The 11088-nt window shown below is 61.1% G+C and carries 11 protein-coding genes; 1 reads left to right on the top strand and 10 read right to left on the bottom strand.

What is annotated here, in order from left to right; all coding sequences use genetic code 11:
- Positions 1 to 201: 201 nt before the first annotated feature.
- Entirely contained in the window at positions 202 to 384 is a 183-nt protein-coding gene (locus NKH16_RS34120) for a DapH/DapD/GlmU-related protein (RefSeq protein ID WP_352749458.1), read from the top strand.
- On the opposite strand, the gene NKH16_RS34115 is transcribed toward NKH16_RS34120, so the two are convergent.
- From NKH16_RS34115 to NKH16_RS34070, 10 genes are all read right to left on the bottom strand, one after another.
- Entirely contained in the window at positions 373 to 1086 is a 714-nt protein-coding gene (locus tag NKH16_RS34115; protein WP_352903844.1) for a class I SAM-dependent methyltransferase, read from the bottom strand. The two genes, NKH16_RS34120 and NKH16_RS34115, sit on opposite strands and share 12 nt — an antisense overlap.
- Before the next feature lie 33 nt (positions 1087 to 1119).
- Positions 1120 to 1341 (bottom strand): hypothetical protein, encoded by a 222-nt coding sequence (locus NKH16_RS34110; protein WP_352749454.1) that lies wholly within the window; start codon positions 1339 to 1341, stop codon positions 1120 to 1122.
- Between the two features lie 3 nt (positions 1342 to 1344).
- Positions 1345 to 3201, bottom strand: coding sequence for an SGNH/GDSL hydrolase family protein (locus NKH16_RS34105; protein ID WP_352749451.1), 1857 nt, complete (start codon positions 3199 to 3201; stop codon positions 1345 to 1347).
- Positions 3202 to 3603: 402 nt separating this feature from the next.
- Positions 3604 to 4545 carry a hypothetical protein gene (locus NKH16_RS34100; RefSeq protein ID WP_352749448.1) on the bottom strand — a complete coding sequence of 314 codons (942 nt, stop codon included), beginning with the start codon at positions 4543 to 4545 and terminating at the stop codon, positions 3604 to 3606.
- A 157-nt stretch (positions 4546 to 4702) separates the two neighbouring features.
- Positions 4703 to 5077, bottom strand: a complete 375-nt coding sequence (locus NKH16_RS34095; protein ID WP_352749445.1) for a hypothetical protein — start codon at positions 5075 to 5077, stop codon at positions 4703 to 4705.
- Positions 5078 to 6178: 1101 nt separating this feature from the next.
- Positions 6179 to 6619 carry a hypothetical protein gene (locus NKH16_RS34090; RefSeq protein WP_352749442.1) on the bottom strand — a complete coding sequence of 147 codons (441 nt, stop codon included), beginning with the start codon at positions 6617 to 6619 and terminating at the stop codon, positions 6179 to 6181.
- An 87-nt stretch (positions 6620 to 6706) separates the two neighbouring features.
- Positions 6707 to 7003, bottom strand: a complete 297-nt coding sequence (locus NKH16_RS34085) for a hypothetical protein (RefSeq protein ID WP_352472061.1) — start codon at positions 7001 to 7003, stop codon at positions 6707 to 6709.
- A gap of 7 nt (positions 7004 to 7010) precedes the next feature.
- Complete coding sequence (locus NKH16_RS34080) at positions 7011 to 9626, bottom strand: hypothetical protein (protein ID WP_352749439.1); 2616 nt, start codon at positions 9624 to 9626, stop codon at positions 7011 to 7013.
- Positions 9626 to 10117, bottom strand: a complete 492-nt coding sequence (locus NKH16_RS34075; RefSeq protein WP_352452691.1) for a hypothetical protein — start codon at positions 10115 to 10117, stop codon at positions 9626 to 9628. The genes NKH16_RS34080 and NKH16_RS34075 overlap by 1 nt, the downstream gene beginning before the upstream one ends.
- 2 nt (positions 10118 to 10119) lie before the next feature.
- Positions 10120 to 10788: a hypothetical protein gene (locus NKH16_RS34070; protein WP_352452690.1), complete on the bottom strand. Its 669-nt coding sequence runs from the start codon at positions 10786 to 10788 to the stop codon at positions 10120 to 10122.
- Positions 10789 to 11088: the final 300 nt, after the last annotated feature.

The raw sequence follows: 11088 nt of genomic DNA, 5'->3' as shown, positions 1-11088 counted from the left end.
CAAATCACCTCCTACAGGAAGTGAATCATGAACCACGCTTCACTGGAATCCCTCGCGATTCAAACTGAACGTCCGACGCTCTAGTTGGGGTACCACAGTCGTCGATCACAACTCATACGCGACGGGTTGGCAAGACCGCAAGGAAGATGTCGCCGACTGGCATCAGGGAAAAAGGACTGGTCAAAGATCACCATTGCGCCAGTGAAGATTGAAGACAGTGTTTTTATCGGCTTCAACGTCATTATTCTCAAGGGCGTAACGATCGGCAAGGGATCGGTCGTTGGTGCGGGCTCTGTCGTCACGAAAGACGTGCCGCCCTTTAGTATGGTCGGCGGTAATCCTGCAAAGCAAATCGGCGGCGCTGCTGCTAGATCAGCGACTTGAGCACAGAGCTCCGGCCATGTAGGCCATGCTGCGCATCGCCGTCTTGGGTGCAAACCTTAGAAATTCGGTCCGCAGTCTGTGTTTTACCCATCCTTTTTTTTCGCCAGCCAGGTGCTGTTCATAAGCGAGGTCGTGCGCAAAAAGCTTTAGCCGTTCGACCTTTAGCCCAGACGTTTTGGGAAGGTTTTCAAACGTTTGGGTCGTGTAGAAGTTGATATGCCCATACGGCCCTGACATCCGAATGGCCTTGCTGAGATCTCGCGTATGCTCCAAAGGCACTTCAATATAGAGCTTCTCGCAGACCCGAGCCGCCTCCCTCAGAAACATCCGTTCGTGCTCGACGTGTTCGACGACGTGAATGGCAAGCCCAAGATCGAACGACTTGTCGGGATGAGGGATGTGATAGCCGTCGAATACGTCGATGCTGTCCAGTTTGGCGATTTTTCTTGCCTTGATGGCCTCGACGCCGCTCTTCGAAATCTCGACGGCGCCAAGCTTCTTACCGAGCCCCTTCCTGTTCAGCTTATCCAGCACCGCACCTTCGCCCGCCCCGATGTCAAGAATCCTGTCGAAGAATTGGCCTTGAACGACCGCTTCGATGTGCCCGACCGACTGGTTTGAAGCTATGTCCCGTTTTGCGGCTACTTTTCCATCGGCGTAATAGTCGTCATAGATGTCGATGATGCTGCCGGCATGCGCCATGGGACAATCCTCCAAGGATAGCCCCCGCCGACCTCATCCTGCCATTGCCTGCGAATGGCGTCCAGCGTCGACTACGGCGCCGCCTACCCAGACCTCAACGAGACCCTCAATGTCGCCGTCAGGAACCGGGATTTCGCGGCTGTGTGCCGGATCCTTCGGCTTTGCGACCATGACCATTGCGCCCACCACCAGCCATTCCTCGCCCTCCTCGAGCTCGGTGATGATTTCGCCCTTATGCTGAATAGCGAATGCCATTGCTTATCCCCTTTCCGCGACTTGTTCGATGAAGCGCAGCGCATTGCCGTCATGGCCGGCATCGTTGAAATGCAAGCCCTCTTGATAGTTTCCCGAATTGATGTAGTCGAAGCCGTCGATCGGGATGGTCAGCACATTGCGCGATCGATAGGTCTGACGGATTGCGCCAAGGGCGGCATCACAGGTCCGACCGCCCGTGTAGCTTGCATCCCATGCGGCTGACGGCCGCGTCGGCGGCATCACAAGGATACGCGGTGCAGCGGCCGCTTCCAACGTGTTGATGATTGTTGCGATGTTTGCCGATATCGTGGCCGGCGGCGTGCCAAAGCTGTCATTGATGCCGAGCGCCAGGATGGGCACGATCTTGCCGCCGGCGTAGCCGCATTGAGCGGCGGCCGATGTAAGACGCGCGGTGTTGAATGACGAGAAGGCATAGCTGCCGTGTGCCGCGCGCAAGGTGCGCAGGCGCGGACGCGAGCCGGCCGCCTTGACGCCAAGCCTGATGAGCCCGGTAATCTCGACAGGACCGCCGACAGCCGTAAGAGTGTAATTGCCGCTTGCCGCCTGCCCGGTGAGCGAAGGCCCCGAATACTGATCAAGCGCCAGGGCGCCGGCGCAGTTGACGGTTTTGTACGCCGCGCCGCCGTTGAAGACAAAGGCAAGCGATCCCTGAGCGGCGTCCTGAGTGTAGTGGACGTCGACCTGTTCATAGGTGCCGGTAAACGCCAAGGACGCGCCGGCGGCGAGGATGATGCTCTCGCCGATCGGCCCGCGCGACCCTGTCAACACGCCCCCGGCGACGGTGACGCCATAGAAAGTCGGAAGATAGGTAGAGCTTGGCCGCAAAGCAGTCATGCCCGGTTCATCGTCGGCAATGCCGATATTGGCAAAACGCGTAACCAGGTTGAACCAGTGTTTCGGCCCGTCGCTGGCAAGCGCCCAATGGCCGATGCTATCGGCGATCAGGCAGAGCACATCGTTGTTGGCGATGTGTTCGGCCATCGTCGCGCGAAAGCCGTCATAGAGATTTTGCAGCGACGGCCGGCGCGGAATGAAGAAGCGCTTACTGTTGACGGCCGGCTTGCCAGGTCCCCAAAAACCGTCGCCAGATGCGGGAATGGCCGTCAAGGCGAAATTTCCAGGCGGCACATAGGGATTGGGATGAGCGCTCGCCGCGGACGCAAACAGCGCGGTCGCATCGACGACGCCGTTCGGATCGGCGTCAGCCAGCAGGTTCATGCCGGTATTGCTGGCGCCGCCGGTCAAGGCCCGGTCGGCATCGGCGAGCAGACCGGTCTTGATCGTAAAGCGGACCTCGTACCGATGCTGGGCGGACGATGCTACGGTCGCGCCATTCGACAGCGCGCCTGATTTGATCCATGCCGGGATGCCTTGCGGGTTGACGTTGTTTTGAAATTTGTAGGCGCCACCGCTGATCGCCGGATATTTGCCGGCTGGGATTGGGATACCCAGCGGGATATGAGCGACCCCGTTGACCAGCGTCACCGCATATGTGCTTAGGACATTGACCACCAACCCGCCGAGATAATCTACTACATGAATGAGCGCAGCGCCGGCGCCAGCGCCAGCGCCAACGTCGACCGCTGTAATATGGCCGTCGGCCGGCGCTGGCGTCTGCATGATGACGCTGTAGCTGCCCGGAACGTCCGACCCCGTGTTGACCAGCGTCGGCCAGCCGATTTCCTGGCTAACGCCGACAGCGGAAACGAGACCGTTTGCTGTGGTATAGGCAGCACGCGCCTTGACGGCGACTTCGCCGGTGAAGGTCGCCTTCCACTGCGGACCACAGCGCCTATAGTCTTGGCAGTGTGCGAGGCCGGAACCGCCGCCGTGAACCACTCGACTTCGCCGTTCGGAATTGCCCCGGCAGTGTAGTACCAGCTACCAGCGCCAGTGCGCTGGAGGCCCATGACGCTGCCGGCAGCTTCAGGATCGAAAGCCCTGAAACAACAGACGACGGGCCGGCTGGAACGGACATTGTCTGGTCGGAAACCAGGCTAAGCGTCCCGTCGCCCTCGACGTGGGCAATAACGATGTGGGCTGTCCCTGGCACGATGCCAAATCCAAGCTCCAAGGTCGACAGATATTCATCGACCGTCGACAGCGATCCAGGCCAAAAATAGACGCTGTCGTTCGTAATCACCGTGCCGCCGACGGAACCCGTGATCGGAACGCGTCCGACGATCCTTGAGCTGATCAGGGCAATTTCCGCCGTTGACGCCCTGACGCCCGTATCGGCTGCTACCGCGGTCCGACCCCGACATTGAACAACCCCAAAGAACCAGTCGAAACTTCGGTCCAGAAATACTCGCCGACATCGACATTCCTGCCCAGCACCGCCGCTGCGGCGGCGCCGGCGAGCCCTGCCGACGCCGCAAAACTGAACGTCGGCGCCACTGTGTAGGAGCCCGGCGCCGTGATCAGTATCTGCGTCAGCGCCCCGCCCGCCACCACGAAGCGGCCGGCGGCGCCCGAACCGGTCCCGCCGGTAAACGCCAGGTCGAACGTGCCGTTGGCGCCGCCGGAGCCTGGCGTGATCGCACCGTTGCCGGCGACGCCGAAGCCGATTGCCGCCGCAGTCGTCGGGAAAATGCCCTTGCCGTAGAGCGAAGCGTCGCGTGCAGCCTGAGCGCTGATGACGGCGGCCGCGGCCGCGACGGCATCGGAATTGGTGGCAGCCCGGTCGGCTGTGGTTTGTCCGGCATTCGCGGCGGAAGCGGCGGCACTGGCGGTTGCCTGGCCGGCGCTGGCAGCGGCGGCATCCTTCAGCGCCTGGGTTTCATCGCGCAGCGCTTCAACCTCTTCGGCCACGTCGGCGATGTCGGGCGGAACGGATGCGGCGACGGTGATGGCATCGGCGCCGACGGCCGGCTCGTCGGCCGTGAACTCGAACACGCGGTCGGCGTTGACCGACCCGACCTGGGTGTGAACGGTCGTGCCCTTCTGCAGGGTGCGCGTAGAACGGGCGTCGGCGGCGCGGAACCAGTCGCCTTCGCTCGCCGTGTAGATGCCGTTCTGCGTCGGGTCGGCCTGGTCCTTGACCAGCACGCGGTCGCCGATTTCGGCCGGCACGCCGTCGATGGCCTGCAGGCCGTGCAGGAGGATGTCGGCCGTGGTTGCGAGGCGCACGGGTTCGCGTTCGCCGGTCAGGAGACGAACGGCGGCAGTTGCAGGTCGGGACATGAGGGCTTGCTCCATAAAAAAAGCCCCGCATAAGCGAGGCTGGAAGGGGGTTCGGTGTTGTCGGTGGGAGACTTAAGCTACGCGGCCGGACACCGCGCTATCTGGCGCAGCCGGCGATTTACATTTTTCAGACAGCGAGCGGCAACGCGGTCCAGGGCTACAGCAATCCGCCAATCAGCCTTCTTGTGCCGCCCATGGCCGCCAGCCCGCAGGCCATGCCGGCGCAGTCGGCGACCCAGTCGAGGACATCCATATCGCGCGCGATCAGCTGCACGCCCTGAAGCAGCTCGATCGCCGCGCCGGTGATGGCGAGGAGCAAAACCAGTCTCGTCTTGTGTTCCGGCCAGCCGAGGCTTCCGAGTGCCGCCAACACCGCGAACGCCGCGGCGTGGTTGAGCTTGTCGTGCTGGAAGGTGAAGCCCATGTCCAACTCCTGCAGGAAGCGCACCGGCGAAAGCGCGAGCAGGAGGACGCCGGCCAAGGTGAGCAGAAAAACGATCCTTGCCATGGTCGGAAAAGTGTCTGTGCGCAACAGGTCAATCCTTCATCTTAAACAGGAGGCGATCCAGGAGGCACCGCCAACTGACCGCCCGGCGGTTAGCAGGCCATAAGCCAGCATCGTGACCACAATCAGACCGCTGGCCCGATAGTGGCACCAAACCCCGGAGTGGTTGCCATCGCCGGAGTGGCGTACTCACCGGTGATAGCGCCAGCGCTGACCCGGTCGAGCCGACTGCCGGGCCTGCATCAGCGACGAGCGACGGAGCGTGGCTGTACATCACTTTGGGAGCAACGGAAGCACGTTCTCGTCAAGGAACCGACGGCGCTTGCCGACAAGCGGCAACCGATCACTCTCGAAGTTCCGGCAATACCCTTTCGTCGAGAAATTTGAGACGGCTATCCAACATTTCGGCGTTGGCTGGGCTAGCCGGCACATTGACCGGGATTAGATCTGCCACCGAGTCCCCCCGTCGCGCAGCTTCGACCCACTCTTCCATGGCGCCGATATATCCATCCAGCGCCTCGTATGGAGTCTTGGCGTCCACAGCCGGCAGATATGTCGGGGGCACATCGCCGACGATTACCCATATCCATGGGTCAACTTTTGGCCTGCCCGGAACAATCTCGAAGAGGAAATATAGATTATGCCATCGGCACCGTATCCAAGGTACTCCCCCTTGATGTCTGAAACCCAATCATAGAAATCAAGATATTTTCGGGCTTCCAGACGTGCAGCATCAAGCTCTTCATCGCCTGTGCTTTTGTCAGCCGACGGCAAGCGGGTGACGCTAGTCAAGTCGGGTTTGACGTCGCTATAATTTCTCTCGACCACTTGTGTTCCCTTTCATTTCTTGCTTGAGCCATCTTCTTCTTGCCCAGCGAGCATAGTCTCTTGCATCGCCATGGTGTTTAATATGATCTGCTCTCGCACGATGCGTGATGTTTGAGAGGTGATCTGCCCCCCGTCGGCCAGCGCTTTCTCGTGAGACACATCCATATTCCGGCCCGTGGGCTGATTGGTCCTTGCCAGAACGCTCCGTGCGAAGTGACGCCCCGGTTTCTTGCACCGCTGTCGGCTCCGCCACTCAGCGTCGCAATCACCCATGTCAACCGTTACAATTGGAAGTCGAAACTAACTCCGCTCCGATTCTGGGTGTTCGTCGAGGGTTTTGCCTCGCCTCCATGGCGAGGTTTTTGTCTCGCGCCAAGCATACCAGCCGTAAGGTAAATCAGCCAACTGCATAATAGTCTTGTCTTTTTCAACCATATTTTTCAGGCTTATGATCATAATATCGCTTTCATCGAAATCTTCGGATTCATCCGCGTGAAACTGCCATGATCCGTCATCATCATCATGCACGACGCGAGCAACCCACCCACCATTGCGTATAGCTTTCCTGTTTACAAAAACAGCTACGTTCTGGGGGTCTTCAAACTTCCATTTAGTCATCACAGCGCCTATTTGTTCCACTTTCTCTGTTTCGAATTCTTGCAACCATCCTTGCATTGGTGTAATTATTCGATCCGGGAGTCTTTGTCGGATCAACTGGAATAAGCGGATCGATGTGATCAAACTGTGATTCGTTGGCGGAGGAGTAACGCCTTTTTTTACTTTCACCGGGTCAAAGCAGAGTAAACTCCGCTACCATTCAGAATGTGTTTAGGTGATTTTGTCGCGCTTCCATGGCGAAGATTTTGTATCGCGCCACGCACGCCAGCCTAACGGCAAATCCGCCAACTGTGCAACAGTTCCATCAAGCTCGACCACCTCGACCAAGGCCACTAAAATTAGGTCATCTTGATCAACTTCAGCTTCATTTCCGTAGAATTGCCACGACTCATTATCGTCGCCGTCATCATCATGTGACACATACGCAATCCAGCCGCCCCCCCTAAATATCTTCCGAGTCGAAATAACGGCTGTGTTTTTTGGGTTTTCGAACTTCCATTCGGTCATATGTCACCTATTTATTCGATTTTTCTATATTCTCAAACCCAGCCGTAAGACGAAGATTTTTATAGCTATTTGATCCTGACGATTTTGTCTTGTCAGCGGGATTAACCGGATCTATGTGATCGATATGAGCTTCATTTTTTGGAGGAGTTACGCCTCTTTTGCTTTTCTTTGCTGGAATTATTTCTATACCACTCTCATCCGATCTCAAAATTCCATCATTCACCCTTTTATTTTCCTCGAAAATAGCTATCCTCTGCTTCTTTGTTGGATCCTTGCCGGACGCAACGTTGGGAGGATCTTCCAAATGCGTATAGGGCCTCCTTATTTCTCGGGCCTTGCCGGTCGAGATCGGAATCTCTTCTGCATTGACCGGGGGACCCCCACTATCCAGTACGATATCAGGTTTAGCATTCGCAGAACGCCCGGCAAGCCTTGCCAACACCTGGCTGCCAACGGCACTGAGCCCTTCGGCAAGGACATTGCCGCCCGCCCCCCAAAGCGCGCCGTTGGCAATTCCCCAGGGGACGCTCTGTCCTGTGTTGAAGGCGTATGCCCCGCCATAAGTGCCACCCGCCACACCCCCGACGCCAGTTCGGGCAGCAAGACCGATCAAGCCGTTCTCTGCCGCCGCGCCAACGCTTGCCCGGCCCAGCAAACCGAACAAACTCTCCGCCAGGCCATATCCGCTTAAGCCGGTGCCGAGGGCTTCCGCCGCCCAACCGGCCGAGCCGGCCCGGTCCTCGGCGTCCTCGGTCTTGGCCTGTTCATCTTCGAGGAGGTGCTGGTAGTTTCCTCCCGACCAAACGGAGTCCAGCCCGGCGGAGATCGCATCCGCACCGCCGGCGGCCGCGCCCTTAGCCGTGAGGCGGCCGACATCCGAGAACGCCAAGCCGAATTGCTGTAGCCACGGCATGGCGCTGTACTGGGCTTGGGCCGGATGTTCCCCGATCCACGCCAGCCCGTTCTTGAGCACCGCAACCTGGGCTTCCAACGACTCTGGCGCGACGTTCGGATCTTGGGCGGCCTCGGCTCGCCACTGGGCTTCCGCCGCCACAGAAATCTGTTGGGTTGTCGCCTTGCGGGCATCAGGATCGCGAACCGCCAGGACGATCGAACTCAATTTGGCAAGGCGCTTTTCGAACGGCACACCTTGGTCGATGTATTTCGCCGCCTGCTGGCCAGCTACGGCCCAGGGCATTGGCAGTATTCGGTCGAAGCCCAACTCCTGCTGAGCAGCGACGGCCCAGGTGACGGCAGCCTTATAATCCTCAGGAGCTGTGATCTTATCCCAGTCCGGAGCATGGTTCGGGAACAGTTGGCCGACGTAACCGGCGGGATCGGCGCGCCTGGCACCCAGCACCAATTGCGCGGCGCCGGCCCTTATCTCATATTGCTCCCGCTCTTCCGGCGAGCCGTAGGGGCCGGGTTCAAAATCCCGAATCTGGGCGTGTATCGCCTGGTTCGGGACGGGTCGCATGTCGAAAACCGCGCGGCCGATATCAGCCGTTATGTCGAAGGCTTGGAGACGCTTGCCGCCATCTTCGGCGCCGTACACGGCAGTGAAGTCTTCGGCACCCGGTGTCTTGCCAGAATAGCTGCCGGTATTGGCAATGGCAGCCGGCGCGTTCTGCAAGGCGATGTCGATGTTCGTGCGCGCATCGACCAGGCTTGCCACAGTCGCTACCTGCGCCTTCTGGCCGAGATCCTGAACCGTGTCCGGCGACAAGTCGGCAATCCAGGGTCCTGCGGCAGCCCAAGCCGTATTTCCGACGGGCCCCACGGAACCCGTGCGGATAGGTGTTTCGTCGGACGGAAGGCCACCTACGGGCGCTTCGCGCGTCGCCAGCACGCTGGACCCACTCGCCCGAGGTCCGCCCACAGCTTCGATGGTATCGTCCTTAGTCCTGCCGTCCGTTGAGACCGGCCCAGTCCCCAGCACCTCCGCAGCGCGCTTCGGGTCCTTGGCGATCATCGCCTGGGCGAGCGCCTTTGCCGTGTTGCTGCGCCAGGCGGCCTCGGCGGCCTGCCGGGCCACCGGGTTGCCCATCTTGCCGATCAGCTCGAGCCCGCTCTGCCGGATCGCCTCGAATGTTCCTGTGTCGTCCGGGTCGCCCTGCGCGATGGCGCTTGTGTAGCCGTCCTCGACCTTGCTCCACTCGGCCTGCTCATAGTTCTGGCGCCGCGCGTGCTGCTGCGCGGCCATGCGCGCCGAGCCGGCCAGCCGCAATGCCTGCTTTTGGGCGAGGAAATTGGCGCGTTCGCCCTCCGGCACTTTCGCTACGGTGTCGTCGAAGATCTGGTCGAACAGGCCGGGCCTGACGACGCCGTCGCTGCGCGGATCGAGCTGGCCATACATGAAGTCGTGCAGGCCGCCGCCGTCGGCCGGCGCGGTCTGCACCGCCACGGCCTCGGCGTGCGCTATGCGTGCGTTCAGCTCACGGCCGATAATGTCGGCGTCGAACGCATCCTGCTGCTGCTTCTGCTGCCGGAAGCGTTCGGCTATCGCCGACAGCTCGTCGCCAAAGCCTTGCATAGCGGCGCCCACTGGCGAGCCGTTGGGATATGAGGCCACATTGCCGGTATCGAGCCGGCGCTGGGCAAGCTGGAGCGGGATGGTGGCCATCAGTAGAGGCCTCCGCCCGGCGCCGGCGGGAAGGCGCTTCTGCCGAACGTCACCGTCTTGGCCGGATCGTAGAGGCCGGAGATGCCCGACACGAGGTTGCCGCCGGCCTTGAAGATCGAGGCGCCGACCGCCTGCCTGCCGGAAAAGCGCGCGATCGCCGCCTGCGTGGCGAGACCGTTCTGGCGCAGCTGCGAGCCGTATTGGATCGCCTTGAGGTCGAGCTGGCCCTGCCTGGCATTGGCTGCCAGCACCTCGGTCGGCGAACCTGCGATGGCGACGCCCGAAGCGCCGGCCTGGGCACGCGCCTGGGCCTGCAGCAGATCCTGCTTATGGCGCTCCTGGCCCTGCTCGAAGGCCGAGCTTTGGGCGTCGGCCCGCGCCTGCTGTTCATAGGCTTTGGCCTGGTAGTCGGCCATCTGCTTGGACTGCTGGCCTTCCGCCAGCGCGCCGCCGACCGAAAGCGCCGTACCGATAAGAGCTAGTGTGCACATGGTCAGCCTCGTTCGCCGGCGGGAATGAATTTGCTTTTGATGCCGTCGACCGGCGCGCCGATCGAAGGCCGCCGGTCGAGCACGCCGCCGGGGCTGAGGAAGGACAAAAGCAGTCGGTCGGCCTGGATCGCCGGGCGGCTGAGACGCGATGGCGCGGCGGCCCGCGGGCCGGCCATGGCGGTGCGCCGGATGGTGGTCAGGTTGACCTTCAGGCCGACGGCGCCGTCGGCATTGAACAGGCCGTTGGCAGCGATGATGGCGCGGCTCAAGGCATCGGCCGCGAACAGCTCCTGGCGCAGCTGCTCGATCAGCCAGTGGACCGTGCGCCAGTTCTCGCCGAGCGCCTCGGCCTTTGTCCTGACCTCGTCGCCCGGCGCCGGCGTGGCGGCGACGGCTTCGGCGGGGGGTTCGTCCAGGGGGGCGCCAATGCGGCGCTCGTCCGCGTCCTCGATGGTTTTCTCGATCAGCGCGATTGCAGCGTTGCAGTCGTCCAATGCGGCACGCGCCGCCGTCAAATTTCCGGCGCCGAAGATCGCGTGAAACTTTTCCGTTTCCAGCTCGCCCTTGCGGGCGATCGCATCGTTGAGGTCGGTGTGGAGCAAGGCGCGGATGGCAGCGAAATCGGCAGCCGTCCGCGCCCTGCCGAGTTGCTCGGCATGGGTTGGGGTCACGGGTGGGTTCCTTGGTTGGGAAAGCGATGGAAGACGGAGCGGGTGATCTCCCCCCTCGAGGGGGAGATGCCGAGCTGTGGCAAAGAGGGTAGGCCAGAGGGGGTCGTCTCGCGTGGAGCGCCGGCGTTCTTCCCCCGCGATGGAGGCGATAGGAGGCCGCGTCAGGACGAACCGACCCCCTCTGTCGCCTTCGGCGACATCTCCCCCTCGAGGGGGGCTAGGGCATATACACATCTCGCAGAGCCCATCCATCGGCACAGGCACGGAAGTAGGCCAGGCCGTTGTAGAAGGTGATTGGTC

The organism is Mesorhizobium sp. M1307 (assembly GCF_040318155.1).
Classification (GTDB): domain Bacteria; phylum Pseudomonadota; class Alphaproteobacteria; order Rhizobiales; family Rhizobiaceae; genus Mesorhizobium.
This window is presented reverse-complemented; position numbering and strand designations above follow the sequence as displayed.

Bases quoted from the DNA above. Each gene is read 5' to 3' on its own strand.
- NKH16_RS34115 (WP_352903844.1), bottom strand. From the start codon at position 1,086: ATGGCGCATGCCGGCAGCATCATCGACATCTATGACGACTATTACGCC.
- NKH16_RS34110 (WP_352749454.1), bottom strand. From the start codon at position 1,341: ATGGCATTCGCTATTCAGCATAAGGGCGAAATCATCACCGAGCTCGAG.
- NKH16_RS34100 (WP_352749448.1), bottom strand. From the start codon at position 4,545: ATGTCCCGACCTGCAACTGCCGCCGTTCGTCTCCTGACCGGCGAACGC.
- NKH16_RS34085 (WP_352472061.1), bottom strand. From the start codon at position 7,003: ATGACCGAATGGAAGTTCGAAAACCCAAAAAACACAGCCGTTATTTCG.
- NKH16_RS34080 (WP_352749439.1), bottom strand. From the start codon at position 9,626: ATGGCCACCATCCCGCTCCAGCTTGCCCAGCGCCGGCTCGATACCGGC.
- NKH16_RS34075 (WP_352452691.1), bottom strand. From the start codon at position 10,117: ATGTGCACACTAGCTCTTATCGGTACGGCGCTTTCGGTCGGCGGCGCG.